The organism is Streptomyces sp. NPDC048270, assembly GCF_040652335.1.
In the GTDB taxonomy this organism is placed as follows: Bacteria; Actinomycetota; Actinomycetes; order Streptomycetales; family Streptomycetaceae; genus Streptomyces.
The window spans coordinates 31,727-49,346 of record NZ_JBEZLV010000041.1 but is presented as its reverse complement, the minus strand read 5'-3'; the positions used below and the strand labels follow the sequence as shown (position 1 = coordinate 49,346).

Annotated in this window: 17 protein-coding genes; all 17 read right to left on the bottom strand. The window is 69.5% G+C overall.

What is annotated here, in order from left to right; translation table 11 throughout:
- Window positions 1-59: 59 nt before the first annotated feature.
- Complete coding sequence (locus AB0D66_RS28425; protein ID WP_362309456.1) at window positions 60-836, bottom strand: hypothetical protein; 777 nt, start codon at window positions 834-836, stop codon at window positions 60-62.
- 76 nt (window positions 837-912) lie between these two features.
- On the bottom strand, window positions 913-2,034 hold the full coding sequence (locus AB0D66_RS28420; protein WP_362309453.1) for a hypothetical protein: 1,122 nt from the start codon (window positions 2,032-2,034) through the stop codon (window positions 913-915).
- A gap of 278 nt (window positions 2,035-2,312) precedes the next feature.
- Window positions 2,313-2,477, bottom strand: a complete 165-nt coding sequence (locus AB0D66_RS28415) for a hypothetical protein (RefSeq protein WP_362309450.1) — start codon at window positions 2,475-2,477, stop codon at window positions 2,313-2,315.
- On the bottom strand, window positions 2,420-2,707 hold the full coding sequence (locus AB0D66_RS28410; protein WP_362309447.1) for a hypothetical protein: 288 nt from the start codon (window positions 2,705-2,707) through the stop codon (window positions 2,420-2,422). Before AB0D66_RS28410 ends, AB0D66_RS28415 begins: the two co-directional genes overlap by 58 nt.
- On the bottom strand, window positions 2,704-3,108 hold the full coding sequence (locus AB0D66_RS28405) for a hypothetical protein (RefSeq protein ID WP_362309445.1): 405 nt from the start codon (window positions 3,106-3,108) through the stop codon (window positions 2,704-2,706). Before AB0D66_RS28405 ends, AB0D66_RS28410 begins: the two co-directional genes overlap by 4 nt.
- Window positions 3,098-3,334, bottom strand: coding sequence for a hypothetical protein (locus tag AB0D66_RS28400; RefSeq protein WP_362309442.1), 237 nt, complete (start codon window positions 3,332-3,334; stop codon window positions 3,098-3,100). The genes AB0D66_RS28405 and AB0D66_RS28400 overlap by 11 nt, the downstream gene beginning before the upstream one ends.
- Before the next feature lie 264 nt (window positions 3,335-3,598).
- The gene (locus AB0D66_RS28395) at window positions 3,599-3,955 is read right to left on the bottom strand and encodes a hypothetical protein (protein WP_362309439.1); all 357 of its coding nucleotides are present in this window, start codon (window positions 3,953-3,955) and stop codon (window positions 3,599-3,601) included.
- 464 nt (window positions 3,956-4,419) lie between these two features.
- Entirely contained in the window at window positions 4,420-4,755 is a 336-nt protein-coding gene (locus AB0D66_RS28390; protein ID WP_362309436.1) for a hypothetical protein, read from the bottom strand.
- 83 nt (window positions 4,756-4,838) lie between these two features.
- Window positions 4,839-5,408: a helix-turn-helix transcriptional regulator gene (locus tag AB0D66_RS28385; protein WP_362309433.1), complete on the bottom strand. Its 570-nt coding sequence runs from the start codon at window positions 5,406-5,408 to the stop codon at window positions 4,839-4,841.
- A 120-nt stretch (window positions 5,409-5,528) separates the two neighbouring features.
- On the bottom strand, window positions 5,529-5,990 hold the full coding sequence (locus AB0D66_RS28380; protein ID WP_362309430.1) for a hypothetical protein: 462 nt from the start codon (window positions 5,988-5,990) through the stop codon (window positions 5,529-5,531).
- A gap of 40 nt (window positions 5,991-6,030) precedes the next feature.
- Entirely contained in the window at window positions 6,031-8,298 is a 2,268-nt protein-coding gene (locus tag AB0D66_RS28375) for a hypothetical protein (protein WP_362309427.1), read from the bottom strand.
- Window positions 8,298-11,009 (bottom strand): hypothetical protein, encoded by a 2,712-nt coding sequence (locus tag AB0D66_RS28370; protein ID WP_362309425.1) that lies wholly within the window; start codon window positions 11,007-11,009, stop codon window positions 8,298-8,300. Before AB0D66_RS28370 ends, AB0D66_RS28375 begins: the two co-directional genes overlap by 1 nt.
- Window positions 11,009-11,413, bottom strand: a complete 405-nt coding sequence (locus tag AB0D66_RS28365) for a hypothetical protein (protein ID WP_362309423.1) — start codon at window positions 11,411-11,413, stop codon at window positions 11,009-11,011. The genes AB0D66_RS28370 and AB0D66_RS28365 overlap by 1 nt, the downstream gene beginning before the upstream one ends.
- 238 nt (window positions 11,414-11,651) lie before the next feature.
- Window positions 11,652-12,758 carry a DUF4417 domain-containing protein gene (locus tag AB0D66_RS28360; protein ID WP_362309420.1) on the bottom strand — a complete coding sequence of 369 codons (1,107 nt, stop codon included), beginning with the start codon at window positions 12,756-12,758 and terminating at the stop codon, window positions 11,652-11,654.
- Window positions 12,755-14,071 (bottom strand): ParB N-terminal domain-containing protein, encoded by a 1,317-nt coding sequence (locus AB0D66_RS28355; protein ID WP_362309417.1) that lies wholly within the window; start codon window positions 14,069-14,071, stop codon window positions 12,755-12,757. Before AB0D66_RS28355 ends, AB0D66_RS28360 begins: the two co-directional genes overlap by 4 nt.
- 55 nt (window positions 14,072-14,126) lie before the next feature.
- Entirely contained in the window at window positions 14,127-15,143 is a 1,017-nt protein-coding gene (locus tag AB0D66_RS28350; RefSeq protein WP_362309414.1) for a replication-relaxation family protein, read from the bottom strand.
- Window positions 15,140-17,614, bottom strand: a complete 2,475-nt coding sequence (locus AB0D66_RS28345; protein WP_362309411.1) for an ATP/GTP-binding protein — start codon at window positions 17,612-17,614, stop codon at window positions 15,140-15,142. The genes AB0D66_RS28350 and AB0D66_RS28345 overlap by 4 nt, the downstream gene beginning before the upstream one ends.
- Window positions 17,615-17,620: the final 6 nt, after the last annotated feature.

The window sequence follows — 17,620 nt, the reverse complement described above, 5'->3', positions numbered from 1 at the left end:
GTGGGCCCAGGGAGAAGTCCCTGGGCCCACGCCCCGTTCTGCTGCCACATCACCAACGGTCAGCTCTTCTTGTGCGTGCGCCGGGTCCGGCCGGCACGTAGTCGCCCTTGCCCCCTGCGCGAGTACACGTGCCTGGTGATCGTCTCCAGGAACCACATGTCCTCGAAGACCTCAGGCTTCTTCCGGTCGCCCGGCCTACGGTCCGGCGGCTCCAAATGCCCTTGCCGTTTGTACGTCTGCGCCGTCGCGCGGGGCAGCGGCTTGCCCCGGGTCGCGTTGCCGAGGATTTCGCCGTACCCGCCGACATCGTAGAGGTCCTTCGGGTCCCCGTCCGGAGGCGCGACCACGACCTTGGGGCCTTCGCCCGTGATCTCCGCCCAGACGTGCGCCCGGTGCTTCGCGACCCACGAGTCGACGACACCGGCTCGCCAGCGTCCGGGCTCAGCCTCCTCCGGGAACACGTTGGCGCCCGTGACACGGGTCCACGTACCCACCGTCGCTTCGGAGACCTGATACCGAAGCACCAGGCCGGCCTTCCCCAGAAGCTCGTCGCCCCCGCCGAGGCCCTCTGCTGCCTCGGCGACCAGCTCAGGTTCCCCCTGCACCGCCGGCTCGGACGCTGCGGTGCCCGACTTAACGCTCCGGGCCGGCCAGGACTGAGGCCGGCTCGCCTTCACCCAGTCGTCGACCTGCTGCGCGTCCCACTCCCCGTCGACGACGGGGCTCGGGAAGTTCAGCAACTTCACCCAGGCATCGACGATCCGCGGCACTTCACCGTAGGTCTCGCCGATTCCCGCGCGGTCGATCCGGGGCGCGGAACGCCTGCTGGGGCTCATCGTTCCACCATCCTGTCGTGCTGAGCGTGGGGCTGGGACGCCGACGCCCGGCGCCGCGGCGCCGGATCGTAGGCCATCAGCGGGCCCCGCCGAGCTGGCCGGGGCGGCGGATGAACGTGTAGGCGGTGGAGCGGTACCACTTCGGTTCGTCGACGGCCGGCTCCTGGCCGTCGCCGGGCACCCGGTCCGCCTTCGCCAGCAGCCCGTTGTACAGGTAGGTCCGCATGGTCGTCACGGTGGTGGCCTTGCCGCGGCCGCGGGCCTTCCCGTCGATCTTCCCGATCTCCTGCAGGGAGAGCAGGTCGGTGTCCGCACCCGCCGGCAGTTTCAAGTCCTCGCGCAGCGGGCCCCGCTCCTCGGCGACCGCGCGCGGAGCACGGGCAGCTGCCCCAAGGCGGCCGGGGCGGCGGATGAACGTGTAGGCGGTGGAGCGGTACCACTTCGGTTCGTCGACGGCCGGCTCCTGGCCGTCGCCGGGCACCCGGTCCGCCTTCGCCAGCAGCTTCTGGGACAGGTAGTTCTTCAGGGTGCCGACGGTGGTGTCCTTCCCGCGGCCGCGCGCCTCGCCGTCGAGCTCCCCGATCTCCTGCAGGGACAGCAGGTCCGTGTCCGAGCCTGCCGGCAGGTCCAGGTCGAGCAGCGCATCACCGGCGCCCGCGCGCGGCGGCTGCCCAGCCGGACGCTCGTTCGTCTGCCCCGCGGTGGCGGGCGACGCACGGCGAGTCCGGCGCGGTCGGCCGATGTAGGCGTAGGCGGTCTCGCGGAACCACATCGGCTCCGTGACCGTAGGCTGCTTGCCGTCATCCGGCGTGCGGTCGGCCGGCGCCAGGATCCCCTTGGACGGGGACAGGTAGCTGCGCAGGGTCGCGATCGGCGTGGCGTCCCGGTTCAGTGCCCGGCCCTCGAGCTCTCCGATCCGGCGCAGCGTCAAGAGGTCGCGCGGACCGCCCTTGGGGAGGTCGAGGGGGTTCTTCTTGCCCTGCTGCGACTGCAGCCACGGGCCGAGGTGGTGCTCGCGCACCCAGTCGTCGACAAGATCCTCGTCGTAGATCTGCAGTCCGCCCTGGCCCGCGGTGAACAGGACGTCCGGGAACCCTTCTTCCTGGGACCACTTCGCGGCCGCGGTGCGGTCCACGCTGTACCGCGCCGCCATCTTGTCGTAGTTGGTGTGGTTGCGCTCTGAACCTGCGGGAATCATGGTCGCTCCATCGGTGGGCCAGCTGGGCCGGCGGGTAGTGCCGGCTGGCCCCGCGCGGGGATGACCGGGCTCTGCTTGTGGTCACGGTCGGCGGATCCTTCCGCCGGCCGCTCTTGTGCGCTGGCCGTGAGGCGCAGGGGGCCTCGCGAGCGAGATTATCCAAACTCATAGACTTTCGCAATCCGGCCGGCGTGGCGCGTGTGAGGCGCCGGGAACGCCGGGAGGGCGGGCCCAGCCGAATGCTGGACCCGCCCTCACCTCCACGACGGCGGCCGAATTTATGACGCCAAACGGAAGGACCGGTCTGCGGCTCGCTTCTTCTTCTCCGCCAGCTTGGAGTCCAGCGCCTGCTGGAGACTGCCGAAGGTTTCCTCCCCCTGACGCTTCAGGAGATGCGGGATCCGATTGGCTGGAATCCCAACAAGGGGGGACTTGCTGAGCACAGCGAGAAGGTCGGGCTCGGTCTGATCGGAGTACCCGGCGGTGATGAGGGCCTCGACATTAGTGACGCCTGTGGGCATACATTGAAATTTGTGCCATCCGGAAGTTTCACGGCAAAAGCTGGAAGAGTCCAATTGAAGATACCCTCCTTTCGGAGCTGGGAATTCTGTGTGAGAAGCCACTTCCGGGCGCTCGCCTTCTGCGGTTCGGTGATCTCGGAAGTGTCGTTCACTTCATCGCCTTCGTAAGGTCAGGAGCGTCAGATCGCTGCGGGCAGTGGGGGTGCGGGGCGGTGCACGCGTGCACGCCGAGCGCGGTGACCCCGCCTTCGGCGCGGGCGAGGATCGCGAAGCCCTTGGCCAGGGCGGTCCGGGATGAGCCCTGGTGCTTGCCGCCGAACTGGAGGTCGTCGCCGTGGCTGGCTATCTGCTCCAGCGCGTAGGCCCGGGCCCGATCGATCTCCTCGGGGGAGGCATTGCGCTGCTCCGCGATGAACAGCGGAACCATGAAGAGCAGCCAGTCGGCGAGTCGCTCGCGAAATCCGTCGTCACGCGCGGACCGGCTCCGGGTCGGGCTGCGCTCCCCCGGGGCGAGCATCGCGCAGCCGAACGGGCCGTGGGATTCAGCGACCATCGCGAACTCCGGCGCCGGCTTCCTCGGTAGGAGCCGCAACGCCGAGCACCTCGACCAGGGCGATGTCGGCGACCTGGTCCAGGTTGGCGTCCGTGCACGCCGCGGCGAGCACGCCCGGCTGGAGTTCTTCGATGTAACGACGGATCGCCCCGGGCTGGGCAGCGAGGCCGTACGGCAGGCTGAACATGAGGGTGATGTCGTGCACGACGGTTCGAATCGCCTTCACGCGCACGACTGCGGTGACAGGGGCAGAGTCCATGGCTGCTCTCGCTTCTGGGGGCGGGCGGGTGTCCGGGGAGGCGCCGTACCGTCGGCAAGGCGGGCTCGCGCCGACTTGGGGGCGGTCGTTTGTCCGGCCGGGATACGCCGGCGAGTGGGGTGCGGTGCGCCGTTCATGCAGGGCGCCCCCGACTCGAAGAGCCAGGGGCGCCAAGGGAGTGCGGGTCGATACCGGAGAGGAGGTAGCCTCCGGTGGCGGACGGACGGAAGGTCAGTTGCCGCGCACGGGGCAGCCGGTGCGGTGGACGGGGGAGGTACGGAACTGCTGGGCCTCGTTCGCGCTCCGTGCCCCAAGGAGCCAGTCGCCGAAGTCCGCCAGGTTGTCGATCGTCACGCGCGGGACCGACGCGAGGCAGTCCGGGCTGGGTGCGATCACGCTGAAGGTGAGACGGGGTTCGCTTGCCTCGTAGGTGGCGATGAAGGCGTAGCCCTCGCGGCCGTGTGAGAGCTGGATGCCGGTGGCGCGGGTGTACCGCGTGCCGGGGAAGAGTCGGTGGTCCACGTCGTCGTAGACGCTCAGCCGGACCTTGTCCTCCAGGCCGAGTCGGTGGCGCAACACCGCTGCCACGCCTTCTCGTTCGGAGTCCGCACCCAGGATGGAGGGCTTCGTTCCTGTCGGTGCCGTGGTGGGCAGACCGGCGGCACGAGCGATCGCGGCCCGACGGGCCGCCTCCTCTATCGCGTCCAGATCAGGGCTGATGGTTCCGTACACGTCGTCTCCTCGATGCCGATCTCAGAAGGGGGCGCGGCCCGGACCGGCCGGAGGGGTGAGTCCGGTCCGGGCCACGTGGCCCCGCCGCCAGGGGGAGTGGCGGAGGGGCGAGCCGCACGAGGCGGCTCCTACAGGGTGGTTCGGAGTGGGGCGTTCTCGCCCTCACAGAAAGAACCATACCGACTTTCATAGAATTAAGCAATTTCTGATTTCTGGGGAGTAGAACTCCACCAGCGGCCGAACCCGGACGTGTAGCGCCTGGTGTCGCACAGCGGCGGCCCGATATCCCGCGAGCGGCGCCAGGGCATCGTGCCGACCCCCTATGCGGCGAGCGAACCCACCCGGTCCAGGATGTCCTGCGCGCAGGCGAAAGCCTCGAGCTTGTGCCCGTAGGACGGCACCCGTAGGTGCATGCACTCATGGGCGAGGGCACGGTCGGCGTCCGCTCTCGTCCCCACCCGGGCCAGGTTCAGCGCCATGAGCGGCACCTTCAGCCGGCTCCCGGGTTCGCCCCGAAACACCTGCGCCACGTAGTGGGAGTGGAACGGCAGGCCGGTGGCCTCGGCGTATCTGGCTGTGTCGAAGGTGAGGGCGAACGGGCGCTCCGCAGCCTCCTTGAACAGTTCCGCCCGCGCCCGAAGCCAACGCGTGTCCACGGGCAGCAGCGATTCGCACGCGGAAAGCGGGCTGCGCAAGGCCTCGTGGCGCGCAACAGTCAGCGGGTGCCCTCGGTGGTACGTCACGCGACCTCACCGACCCCGTCGCCCGCCAGCCGCTGCGCCAGGTCCAGGAGCTCCTCGGGGGCGATCGCGAAGTGCGTGGCCAGCCGCTCCAGAAGCCGACCCTCCAGGACCAGGGGCGTCGGCCGCGCCAGCTGGCCGGCCACTGCCTCAGCATGCGCGGCGATCACGGTGTCGACGTCCTCGTCGAACAGCCCGGCGAGAGCGTGGGCCACCTGCGGGGTCAGAGTCTTGGTCCGGCCCTGCTCGAGCATCGCGTACGTGCTGCGCTTCAGACCGGTGGCTGCGGCCGCCCCCACCTGGCCGGCACCCGCGCGCTCGCGCAGATCACGCAAAGTTGCGCGGGCCGGCCGCCGGAGGTATTCGACGGGGCAGCCGAGCGCCTCGGCCAGGCGGGCCAGCGTGCCAAGCTCCGGTGACCGTTCCTCGAGCTCGTACTGGTTCAGCACCGTCACCGTGACGTTGACCTCGGAGGCCAGCCGGCTCGGTGTCCATCCCTTCCGGGTACGGGCCTGCGCCAAGCGCCGGCCGTCGAAGTTGCTGACGCCGCGTCGTCGCTCGGTGCGCACGCTGCCACCTCCTGTCCTGTCTCGATGCCGGCTCGGGAGCCGACGGACCGCGGCCGGCGTGCTGCCGGCCGCGGAACCATCATGCCAAGACGCTCGGAGCGGCCCGGCCAGTGGCGTGGTTCACGAGAACTGCCCGTGCCACGAGTCCGCGTCCAGGGCGTTGAGTTGGGCTTCCTCCTCGCGGGTGAGGCGATCGGCGAAGTGGTCCCACCGCTCGAGCTCCGCCAGCTGCTCCCCTTCGGCCGGCTGGATGATGGCGGTTTCTCCGGACTCCAGGAGCAGTGTCACGTCCCCGTTCTCCTCCAGGTGGGCCCGTGTCCAGTTCAGCCCTCGGCGCCGGGCCGCACTGAGGTTGAACACGTAGCCGAGTTCAGCGGACTCGCCCCCGCCGACCAGAGGTCGTATCCATATCAGCGGCTCATCACGTTCCATGCGGTGGTGGCGGGCGAGGGCCTGCAGGAAGACCTCGTATCCCTCGTCGTGGATGATCCTCAGCTGGGCGCCGGCGTCGACCGGGTCGCCGGTCTCGCTGTGGTTGCCGGCGATCAGGTCGGCGAATCGGGTCTGCCAGGTGCTGCTCATACGGTCGTTCTCCTTGCGTGCAATGGGACGGGGGAGGCCACTACTTGGTCTTGACTACATCCTCGACGGGCTTGCCGCCCAGGTGGGTGATGCCGCGGGCCTTGAACGACTCCAGCAGGGCCGTGCGCTGGTGTGGCTGGTGGCACACGATGCGGCTGGGGGCTTCGGCGCCGAGCAGGTCGATTCCGTCGCGGAACATGATTTCGTTGTTGGACGCCCCGTGTGTGGCGATCGTCAGGGGGTCGCGGGTCAGGCCCGAGGCCTTCTTCTTGTCCGGGCTGACGCCGTACTTGTCGCCGTTGTAGGCGTAGTAGTCGGACCGGCGCATCAAGACGGAGGGGTCGTCCCAGATGAGCTGGCCGCCGAAGCCGGACTTCGGGGTGTTCGAGACACGGAGGAAGACGGAGTTGGCTCCGCCGGTGTACTTGTCCTGCTGCTCGGACATGCCGACGCCGCCGCCGATGCCCATCACCGCCCGCTTTTCCGTGGACGCGAGGACACCGGTGCCGAACAGGGCGACCATGTCGCCGCCGCCGATGCTGTGCGTCAGCGACCGTCCCTTGAACGCCTCCTTGATGTGCGCGGTCTTGCCCGTGACGTCGAACCGGGACCACGTCAGCCAGCCTCCGGAAGTCGCCGGCGTGGGGTCGTACCCGGCGCTCGTCGCCAGGGCATCCCCGCTACCGAAGCCGGTCGCCTTGGCCACCGCCTCCCGGAGTACTTTCACCTTCTTCGGCAGCACCTTCTGCGCGGCCTCCAGCTGGATTCGCTTGACCTGGTAGTGGAGCTCGTCCTCCCCGAGCCCGATCAGCGACTCGGCCCGCTGGTGGACGATCTCCTGCACCTGCAGGTCCCCCAGTCCCTTGGCCTCGGCGAAGGCGGCCTTCATCCCGGGGGCGTTCGTCAGGCTCTGAGCCGTCACGTTGTTGGCCAGATAGGTCCATTCGCCCTCGGCGGCAGTCATCGGTGCGTTGACCAGGTGCAGCTGCTCCAGGCGGTCCACGAGCTGCTTGCCGTGCCCGGCGCCGACCGGAGCGTGGACTTCGAGCTGCCCCCGCATGCTGAACTCCGTGCTGTTCGGATCGTTGGCCGCGTACGGTCGGTAGACCGCGCTCCAGCCGTCGCCCAGGTCGATCGCGTATTCCTTTCCGTTCGCCTTGCTGCGGCTCTTCCCGTCCCAGGACGTCTCGCCGCTCTGCTCGTCGAGCGAGGCCTTGATGCGGCTGGCGTCACGCAGCTGCGCCGCGAGGGTTCCCGGCTCCGGCTCATCGGCCGGCGCGGGTATCTGCTTGGTCACCATCTTGGTGACCGGCAGCCCGTGCGCCTCGAAGTGCGCCATCTGCGCACCGCCGTTCTGGATCTTCTCGCCGACGGTGTTGACCTGGTCCAGGTAGTACTGGGCCATCGCCTTCTCGTCGTCCGTCAGGTTCGGCTTGTTCAGGACGGCGTTGACGGCGTCCAGTGCCGTCTGGTGCTTCTGGATCGACGCCTCGGACATCGCCTCGCCGGTCTTGAGCTTGTGCTGGACCGAGGTGGTCGCCTTGGTCACCAGCTCGGCGAGCTTCTCCTTCTTGTCCAGGGCCAGGCGCTCCTTGGACGTCTCCTCGACCTGCACGTCCACCATCTTGGTGCCCGACACGCTCAGCGCGTCGAGCAGCTTTCCCTCGGCCTCCTCGCTCACGTGCGCGAGAAGCACCTCGCGGGGCCCGTCCGGCGAGACGTAGGAGACCAGAGCTGCCTGCGAGTTCAGGAAGTCCTCGCCGCCCACCAGGATCGGCGTGCCGACAGCGACACCGACGGGTGGAGCCTCCGGAACAGGCGTCAGCGGCGGGTCGGTCTGCTCCGGCTCCTCCTCGGCAAGCTCCTCAACCTCCTCCTTGGCCGCCGGCCCCGCGCCAGCCACCCCCTCGACGGTGCCCTCCGCCTCCTCCGCCACAGCTACGGCCGCGTTCTCGCCCTCGCCCTCGCCCTCCTGTGGTGCAGCCGGTAGATCGTCCGCCTCGTCGACGACGGTCACCTCCACCGGTGCGGCATCCGTCTCCGGAGGCGCCGCGGCGGGCATCTCGCCGGCAGCCTGCGTGCCGAACACCTGCTCACCGTCGAGCGTCCAGGCCCCTCCTTGCTCGGCGAGCGGAATCTCCCCTCCCCAATCGAGTGCCTCCGAGAGCGAGTTCAGCATCGTCGGGTCAATCTCGATGACGGGCTCGGGGGCCGTGGCCGAGAGGTTCGGGGGTGCCGGCGGTGCCTCGGTCACGACCGTCGGGGAGACGGCGTAGGACTCGTGGCTGCTCTTGGAATTCGTGCCCATCACTCAGCTCCGTGCTTCAGCGAGGCCCCGTGGGGCATGTTCAGGTCCTTGACGAAGAAGTCCGCGAATGCCGTGCGAAGGCTGTGCTTGCGTTCCACGGCGTGGTCGAGGAAAGCCTCCGCGATCTGCTCTGTGCTGACCTTCGCGGCCGGGATCCCATGCTTCTTGGCCGCCTGCTTGCGCATCGCGGGCACCCAGTGCACCCCGCTGCCGGACTTGGCGCCCTCGTGCGCGGTGGAGTGGAGCATGGAGCGCCACTGGCTGTCCGGGATCGCCTCGACGTTCTTGATGACCGTGTGGGCCACGGCGGGGTTGACCTTGACGCCGTCGGCCAAGCTGCCGCCGAGCGCGGCGGTGTAGAGCTTCTGGTGCACTGGGTCGTACGAGCCCCCGCCGGATGGGGCGTAGCCGAGGGAGAGCTTGTCGGTGCCCCAGTGCTTGAAGGCCTGTCCCCGGTCGATGTGCACCAGCCCGCCCGACGCGGTGCGAAGGACGTTGGCCTGGTGGCCGTCGTGATCGCCGACGAGCCAGGAGCCGACGTGGGAACGCACGATGGAGTCCACCTCCGGCTGGGTCCACTTGTGCGGATCGGAGGAGAAATGGGTAGCGCCCTTCAGCATCGGCTGGACGCTGCCGACCTTGCCGCCGATCTCCTTGACGTACACCGGGACCGCGGGGACACCGGCCAACGACAGGGCGTGGGACGCGGCAGCTTCGGAGTGGGCAATCACACCACCGTTGTGGTCGGCCTTGAACAGCCAGCTAGACCCGTCCGGCGCCGCGTGCAGGGTCTTGCTGTAGGTGCCGCCGAGGTTGGCCGGCGCTCCGGCGCCGAAGGTCCAGGAGCCGACTACGTCGGAGTCGATGCGGGCCGGCACATCCTGTGCGGTGGCCTTGGCCTGGTGGAGGGCGGCGACCAGAGCTTGCGCCTTCGCGTTGAACGAGCCCGGCGCTGCCGGCTTCTTCGGTGCCTTCGGAATCGCCTTCGGCGCCGGGGCCGCGGGCGCGGCCTGGGAAAGTTTCTGCGCCTGGACGGGACTGGCGCCCATCTTGATCGCGGCCTCGACCTTGCTCTCCTGTGTCAGACCGCCACCGACCGCGGCAGACTCGGCGGCGGCCCCCGCGGCCGGCGCGAGTTTGCCGTTGAGGGCGTTGACCGCTTCGTCCGAGGCGAGCGGCGCCGACGCCTTGGCAGCGGCGGCGGCCTGCTTCTTGGCGACGCCCGCCTGGACCTTGGCGTTGATCGCGTCCTTGTCCAGCGCCGGGTTGAAGCTGGCCGTGATGTAGCTCTGCAGGTGGGACCGGTTGGCGTTGTCGGTGTCCGGCATGCCCAGCTCACTGGCGACCGCCCGGAGATCGGCGACCTTCTGGGTCTTCGCCCACGCGTTCACCTCGGTCGTCAGCGCCTTGGGGTCGACCGTGTGCGAGGTGAGGAGCGCGGGGTTGGCGAAGCCGATGTCGACCGGAGACTGCAGGGTCTCGTGGATCCACCCCTGCGCGTCCTGCTGCATCGTGTGCAGCTCACCGGTGCTCTTTGCCCAAGCCGCAACCTGGGACACGGCTTCGGGATTGCCGGCGAGGTCGGGAAGTGTGAGCTCGGTATGGACGTCGAGCTTGCCGGTCTTGTGAACATCCAGCGCGGTGTCGAGGGCTTGGAGCTGGTCCTTCCGTCCCTGAGCGGTCGCCTTCAGGCTCTCCTTCTCGGCCTCGGACGTGCCGGTGCGCAGCAGCCCGACGAGCTCGACCGGCTTAAGGTGCTGCGCCTCGGTCAGCGACACCTCCCCGGACGCCAGGGCGTCCTTAACCAGCGGCTTCACCGTCGCCGTGTTGATCTTGGCGTGCGCCAGGGGGTCCCCGGTCCACACCTTGATCTGGTTCTGGATGGTCTCCAGCTCGGGCATATCGGGCGAGTGCGCGGTGAGGACCTGCTTCTCTGCGTCGAGGAGGTTCTTCAGGTTCTCGCTGTCCAGGACGCCCTTGGAGTAGGCCACCTCGTGGCTGGCCTGGTTCCATGCCTCCTGAGCGGCGTTGACCTGCTCGGGTGTCGCCGTCCATGTGCCCGGCGGGCTCTCGGGCACGCTGGTGGTGCCCTCGATCTGCTGCAGGTCGGCCAGGGTCATGCCGGCGACCGTCTGGCCGGCCGCGAGCTGCTCGTACCTCTTCTGCGCGGCGGCCTGGATCTTCTGCTTCGAGGAGATGTCGTCGCTGTAGTACGGGTCCAGCCAGTGGACGAGCGGGTGCTGGCCTTTCCCGGACAGGCCCACGAGCGCGGGGTGTTCGAATCCCTTGGCCGCGGCGATCTGCTGCAGCTCTTCGGGATCGAGCGTGTTGAGGTAGGAGAGGGACTGCGCCCGCAGGGCGTCAAGCTGGGCCTTGACCTCCTCGTCGCTGGCGCCCTCCTCCTTCATCTTCTCGATGGCTGCGCGGGCGGCCGCGATCTGGTCGGCGAAGATCTCGTACCGCTCGACCGGGTCGTCGGGGAGCTCCGGGTAGTTTCCCGTCGAGACGCCGTCGCCGATCTCGAGTGCGTCCAGGTTGTCCATGGCCACCATCAGCTCGGTCTTCGCCATGACGAGGCCGTCGCTGAGCTCGGGCTCGGGTGCGTCCGCGACGGGGGCCTGCCCGGCCCCGCCTAGCCCCTCGACGGCGTCCGGGGCATCGCTCGGTGCGATGGCGTACGACGCGTGCGAGCTCTTGGAGTTGGTACCCATCAAGCACCGGTCCGCGGGGGCAGAGCGGGAATGACCTCGCCGAGCAGCACGTCGAGGAGGAGTTCGGCGGCATGGCGCAGGTCCACAGCGCCCTCGGGGACTGCGGCCGGCGCGATCTGGCAGGCACCGGCCTCCGCCTCCCAGCGGGCGATCCGCTCCGGGGATATGCCTTCGGCCAGGCGCTCGCGCCAGGGGTTGGCCTCGTCGTAGACCAGGGGTACCCACAGGGTGTGCTGCGCCGGGTCGGCGCCCTCGGCGGTGTCCAGCGCGAGGATGGCGACGGGGTCGACCGCCATGCCCAGGGCAGGGTGCCAGACCGTCAGGATCCACAGCTGCCAGGTGGCCGTGGCTGGCGCCGGACGCTCCTGGGGCGTCTCCGGCTGAGGCGGGGTCGGTGTCGACATGGCGGAAGCCCTCCTTTTTCGGGGTTCGATGCATAGAGGTGTCGAACCGGGCGTCCGTGTGACTGAGATCAGCAGGGAGATTTCAGCTCGGCTGGCCGGGGCCCTCGTGCCCGAACGGGATCCGCCCGCCGACCGGGATCGGTCGGCGGGCGAATTGGGTGGGCAGCGGGCGCAACGGTCGCGACCTGGCCCACATCGCGCACACGGTGGACCGAGGGGAGCCGCAGGGGCCAGCTGCTCAGCGGCGTGGGAGGAGCGAAGCCATGAACTGAACCGTGGAGGCGAAGGCGTCAGACGGCCGGGCGTGGACGTCCTCGCGGCCATTGGCGGTCATGATCGCGCCGTGGATCGCGTATTGGTGCGGGTTCTGGCTGATCAAGGTCAGTCGGTCGCCGAAGAGCGAGACGACCTGGGCGATGCGGTCAATCCGGGACAGGCCGGTAAGAATGATCGGCATGTCGGCCGGAAGGTTCTCCGCGAGCCAGTACAGACCAGGCAGCGCCCACGTGTCCCAGTTGCTGTTCTCCCTCACGGTCTGGACGTTCACGGCGATGGCCGGCGGCGGGGCGTCTTCGATCCATGCGGTGTACCGCTTCAAGTCCTCCAGCCGGAACCAGTAGACGTTCGGCACGGCCGCCACCCCGGCGTCCGCGAACTCCTGGGCGATCAGCAGGCACCGGCGCATGTTCAGCAGGTGCTCGGTGCGCGGCCAGTTGCCGTAGATCGAGTAGTTGGGGGAGAGCACCAGGTCCCAGCCTTGGGCGGCGATCTCCTCGACCAGCCCGTCGCGCTTGCGGTAGGTCCAGAACGCCTCGACCAGCGGGTCCTCGCCGTACCCGACGAGAACAGCCTTCTGCCCGTCGCGCAGGGCGAGGGCCTCGCGGGCCTGCTTGCCGGCGAAGCGGGGATAGATCGAGTGTGTGTCGGGGCTGAAGACGCGGCGTAGCCCCACACCGTAGGCAGGCCAGCGCAGGCTCGCGTCCAGCTGGGTGACGGACGAGCCGTCGGTCATCGGGATGAACGACGGCAGCTCAGGCAACGCGCCGTCGATGGTGATGTCGTCGGAGGTCAACGTGCCGCCGACGTCGGCCATCCACTGCGCGATGTCGGTCCGGGAGCCGCACCGGATCGGGCAGCCGCCGCAGGCCCCGGCTGGGGAGCCGGCCTCGGTCGCGGCGCAGCCGCAGTAGGAGCAGTCCGCGTTGGTGCCAGAGCACAACGGCTCGACGGTTGCCGGACCGCCGCGCCCGTCCGGCCCGGCCCAGAACGCGCAGCTGCCGCAGTCGCAGCCGCGGCCGGGCAGGGGAAGGCCGACTCGGGGCATCGGAAGGGAAATGCTGGTCATGCGGCGTTCTCGCTCTCTTGTGAGGGGGCGGCCTCGTCGGCCAGGTGCTGTTCGAGCTCGCGGAGGGCGAGGCGCAGCGACCCGCGGTCGTACCTGCCGACCTGGCGGCCGGACCGGACCTCGGCGAGCAGACCCCGCAATCCGTCGAGGGCACTGCGCACGAGCTTGGGGTCCACTGGGGGAGCCGGCGGCGGGGGCGGGCTCGAGTTCTCTTCGGCGGCCGGTGGTACGGCGGTGACGGGCCGTTGCTCGTCCGCCTCGGGAGCGCTGTCGTCGTCCGTCGGGCCTGGTGTGCCAACGCCGCCCGCGTCGCTCTCCGGGGCCTCGGCAGACCTGTCCGGCTCGGGCACCCGGGTGAGCTTCGCGCGCCGGTTGGCGTTGGCACGCTCCAGGCGCTCCTCGGCGGCGTCTATGACTTCTTCCGGGTCCAGTTCCGGCGTCGCCAGGCTGATGTCGACCGCGCTGGGCAGCAGGTGCAGGCGGCTGCTGCCCTTGAGAGCGGCCCAGATGTCCGACGCCGCATCCTCACGGCCGCGGCGCAGCGCCGCGAACCGGATACGCGTGTTGAGGCGGACCGCCTCCTCGTCCATCTCCTCGGTCAAGTCGCGCGGCAGTTCACGGAATGCGCGGACGAGTTCGGTGGCCTTGCGTTCGGTCAGCTGGAGGCCGAGCCGGCTCAGGACCTCGGTCCATGGCGCGGCGCAGCTCTGATCTGTGCCGCGGATCTTCTCAAGCGCCTTGAACCGTTCGACGGCGTCGGTGATCGCGTAGACCTCGCCCGGGACAGGCTTGCCGGACCGCAGCAGTTTGCCCACCAGCACAGCGCACCGCTGGTACATCAGCGCGGCGGCTTGCTCGCCCGGACGCAGCGGCTCCCGCGCGAAGTTCTCCACGAACCTCCACATGTGCCGCTCTTCGTCGCTGAGCGGCCCCGGGCACACGACGGCGGCGAGCGACGCGAAGTGCGGGTTGTCCGGCAGGTTCTGGGCTCCCCAGCGCATGGCGCGGAGTCGGCGTTCGCCGGTGACCAGGCGGATGGTCGGGGCGCGGCCGGCGACGGTGATCTCTTCCGCCAGGACGGGTTCGAGCATGCCCACGACTGACATGGACGAGATGAGGTCGGACAGCTCTTGCGGAGCGGTGGCGTCACCGGGCTTGCGCCCCTGGGGCTCGGTGAAGGGGCTGCCCGGGCCGCGCATCGGCAGCATCTCGAAACGACGACGACGCAACTTGGCGCTGCGGTGCAGGATCTCGGTCATCTGAATCATGCTGCTGCCCTCGGGCGGCGCATCTTCCACCGTGGCGATGCTCATGAGCTGGTGTCCTTCGTGGGGTGGTCGGCGCGGCCGCGGTAGGCCGCGCGCCGACTCACTGAGCGGTCTTGAGGTACAGGTCGGTCAGCGGGTGCCGGTTCTCGGGCGTGCCGCGGAGCAACGGGGTGAAGATCGGCTCGAACGGGCCGCGTTCCTGGAGTAGCTGCAGAGTCGTCACGCCGATCGACAGCCGGCCCGCCAGGCGCGCCAGGCGCGGATCCGCCCGGGTCAGGGCGTAGAGGTCCTCAGTGCGCGCGGCGAGCCGGGCGCCAAGGGTGGGCGAGGGCTGGCCGTCCAGAACCACCAGCAGTCGGGGGAAGACCGGATAGGTGTACTGCCACGACGGCCGCGTGGATGCCGCCGACCGGCGGGCCCGGTCGGGGTGCTGCGGCACGTACTCGTGCAGGCGGCCGTACGCCGCGACTTTGGCTGCCAGGCGGGCGACGGTCATGGTGGCGCGGTCCAGCTCGAGGAACAGCGTCAGCATCGCCCGCTGCCCCCGCCGCACGTGCACGTAGTTCAAAACGGCGTCGGTGATGACGTGGTCGTCCTCGAAGCGGCGCTGCCCGTCACGGATCCGGTGGGCAACCTCCGGCGTCCAGTCGAGCGGCCCGCACTCGTGGCCCAGCCTGGCGGCGTGCCGGGCGAAGGCGATGCCGGTCTCGGTGACCGCCAGAGTGTGCAGCTGGCGGGCGCCGGCGACCGCTTCCGGCGTGATCCGGTAGGGACGCGGCCGAAGCTCTCCACCGTCCTCCACGGACTGCGCGCCCTCCTCGGTCAGGAACCACAGGTACGGCGGTTTTACTGGCCGTCGCGTCTTGCCGTTCGGCTGTTCGGCCGGCGTCGGCCGGTGGCTGGCCCAGATGCGCTGTACCAGGCCGGCCGCCAGGAGTTCGCGCAACTGGCGCCGCAGATAGGACGCGTCGCCGGCCGTCGGCAGGAGCAGTCGCAGCATCTGGTCCGTGGACATCACCCGGTGCTGGTAGAGCACGTGGAGCACCCGGGTGCCGAGGCAGTGGAAGCTGGCGCGCTGCACGGGCGCGGCCGCGGGGGTGTCGATCGTCAGTGTCATACGACCACCGTGCCGGTGCCCGTGCCCTGGTCGTCGTCCTCGTCGTGAGGAGGCTCGACCTGGTCATCCACAGGCTCGTCTTCGTCGCGGGGAGGCTCCGCATAGGGGGATCCGCTGATGACAGTGCCCGGGTCCTGGCTGATGCGGACTCTCCCGCCCGCAGGCGTGTTCCCGGCCTGGGCCGTGCCGTTGGCGGCCGCGCCGGTGTCATCCTGCTCGCCGTCGGCGGGCAGGTCGTCGTCATCGTCCGGCGGCACCGGAATGGAAGCGAGGGTGCGCAAGATGCGCTTGTCGAGCTTGCGGAGGTCCTCGAGGATGTCGCGGACCGGGCGCCGGCGGAGGTTCCGGTCTACGGCCGCTGACAGCTTCGGCAGGTCCTCGGAACGGTCGTAGTCCTTGTAGAGCTCCTCGACGCTGGCGCCGCGCACCCGGAAGGGGTCGGTGCGCCCGTCGGCGAGAGTCACCGACATTACGTAGTTGTACGGCCGCAGGGCGGTGATGGTGTCCGGGTCGACCTTCTTGCCCCAGCGGCGGGTCACCAGCTGTGCCTCGTCGACGTCGCTCGCGGTCGTCGAGAGTACCGACAGGTTCTGGAGCAGTCCCTGGCGCGTCGTGGGCGACAGCCGCTGCGCCATCTGGGTCATCGCAAGCAGCTTGACCCGGAACTTCCTCAGCTGCTCGGCGATGGCGGCCAGGGTGCCTTTGGACGCCCCGTCGACCGCGGTGAGCTCGTCAATGAAGCAGTAGAAGTCCTTGCGGTCCGCCACAGGTATGTCCCGTCGCGACAGGCCGGCGCGGAAGAGGTCGTAGATCAGCAAGCAGGACACGATCCGGTCGGTGTCGCCTGTCCCCGACGGGCAGATGAAGACGATCTTGCCCTCGTCCATCGCAGTGCGGATGTCGTACGTGGACAGCGACGAGCCTAGGAACGCCTTGACCGCGTTGGAGGAGTCGAGGCGCTCGATGATGTTGGTGACGACCGGCGTCGCCTCGCTGGGGTACTTCTTGTAGGTCTTCTCCCAGAAGTCCCGCAGGTTCTTCGACAGGTACGGGACGACCGCGTCGCGCCACACCTCATCGGTGAGGATCGTGCGGATCTGGAAGATCGTCGGTGCGAGCCCGGGCTTCCCGGCCTTCGACAGCAGCAGGGACAGCTCCACCAGCGATTCCACCGACCGGGTGAGAATCGTCTTGGCACGGCCGGCCGAGTCGCTCCAGTTCAACGCGCTGGAGAACCCCGTGACGATGTACTGGACGATGTCCGGGATGTCGTCCTCCTTGCGGTTCTGCATCGACAGCGGGTTCCACGACGCGACCATGGTGCCCAAGTCGGGCGAGGTCAGGTCAATCTCCTGCAGCCGCGGCGCGATTTCGCGGTGCGCCAAGTAGGGGCGGGCGCGCTGCCATCCGTCGCCGTGCGGGTCCAGGAACAAGATCCCGTGCCCGTTGTGCGCCAGCGCGATGGCCTGCACCAGGCTCATCTCCGTCTTGCCGTAGCCCGCCTTGCCCAGGAACAACGCGAAGAGCAGGTAGCGCAGCGGGATGCCGGCGAGCCGCTCCCCGCCGCCGGGCTTCGACACCCAGCCCAGGGGCAGCAGGTCGGGCTGACCAGTCCACGACGGCAGACCCGGATGGGGCGGAGGGACCACGCCGCCGGAGCGCATCACGTTCGCGGCCCCGTTGTGCTTGGTCGGGGGCTTCAGCAGCCCGGCGATCTCCTCCCCGGTGACCCACCCGCGCCGGCGCGGGGCGAACAGCCCCGTCTCGAACCGGCGGTCGAAGTGCTGGCGGTAGATGAGCGCGTCGGAACGCAGCCGGGTAATGCCGAGGTTCAGCCCGACCGGCCGCAGGTGGTTGTCGCCGGCCCAGCCCTCCAGCGCAGCGAGAATCTGGTCCAGCAGCAGACGCGGGCGGTTCGGGTCGGTGGAGCAGGTACGCACGAGGAGCTGGAGGTCGAAGACCGGATCAACACCCGGGTGGAACTTCCCCATCGCCGCTTTCATGTCCGTGCCGTTGAGCATGCGCTGAGCCCGGGGGCGGCTGCCCGCCGAGGACCGCTGGGCCTGAGCTCCGCGCATCTCGGCGGCGATCTCCGACCCGATCGAGGACAGTCGGTCCAAGCTGAAACCCGACCCGCCCTGGCGCGGCATCCCCGGAATGGACGGCATGTCGTGCGGCGCCCGGCGCGCGGCGGCCAGGAGCCGGCTGCGCTTGCGCGCGACCTTGCCCGCGGCGACGGGCACCAGATCCAGGACGAGGTCGGCTCTCTCCTGCAGGGATTCGCGGACGTCGGCGACCGCCGCGGCCAGTGCTTCGAGCGGGTCGGGCTTCAGCGGAACGTCGCGCAGCGCCAGGTGGTCGGGCAGCGCCAGCGCCAGCTCGGCTCGCGCCACGTAGAGTCGCTGCCCCTGGCTGGGCGTGGTGTCCTTCGACAGGCTCATGGCCTGTTCTGACGGCTTCGACATGATCATTCCTTC

What these genes read in the sequence shown, in the direction of transcription:
- AB0D66_RS28425 (WP_362309456.1), bottom strand. Translation starts at nt 836, where the DNA reads ATGAGCCCCAGCAGGCGTTCCGCGCCCCGGATCGACCGCGCGGGAATC.
- AB0D66_RS28420 (WP_362309453.1), bottom strand. Translation starts at nt 2,034, where the DNA reads ATGATTCCCGCAGGTTCAGAGCGCAACCACACCAACTACGACAAGATG.
- AB0D66_RS28405 (WP_362309445.1), bottom strand. Translation starts at nt 3,108, where the DNA reads ATGGTCGCTGAATCCCACGGCCCGTTCGGCTGCGCGATGCTCGCCCCG.
- AB0D66_RS28380 (WP_362309430.1), bottom strand. Translation starts at nt 5,990, where the DNA reads ATGAGCAGCACCTGGCAGACCCGATTCGCCGACCTGATCGCCGGCAAC.
- AB0D66_RS28375 (WP_362309427.1), bottom strand. Translation starts at nt 8,298, where the DNA reads ATGGGCACGAATTCCAAGAGCAGCCACGAGTCCTACGCCGTCTCCCCG.
- AB0D66_RS28370 (WP_362309425.1), bottom strand. Translation starts at nt 11,009, where the DNA reads ATGGGTACCAACTCCAAGAGCTCGCACGCGTCGTACGCCATCGCACCG.
- AB0D66_RS28365 (WP_362309423.1), bottom strand. Translation starts at nt 11,413, where the DNA reads ATGTCGACACCGACCCCGCCTCAGCCGGAGACGCCCCAGGAGCGTCCG.
- AB0D66_RS28360 (WP_362309420.1), bottom strand. Translation starts at nt 12,758, where the DNA reads ATGACCAGCATTTCCCTTCCGATGCCCCGAGTCGGCCTTCCCCTGCCC.
- AB0D66_RS28355 (WP_362309417.1), bottom strand. Translation starts at nt 14,071, where the DNA reads ATGAGCATCGCCACGGTGGAAGATGCGCCGCCCGAGGGCAGCAGCATG.
- AB0D66_RS28350 (WP_362309414.1), bottom strand. Translation starts at nt 15,143, where the DNA reads ATGACACTGACGATCGACACCCCCGCGGCCGCGCCCGTGCAGCGCGCC.
- AB0D66_RS28345 (WP_362309411.1), bottom strand. Translation starts at nt 17,614, where the DNA reads ATGATCATGTCGAAGCCGTCAGAACAGGCCATGAGCCTGTCGAAGGAC.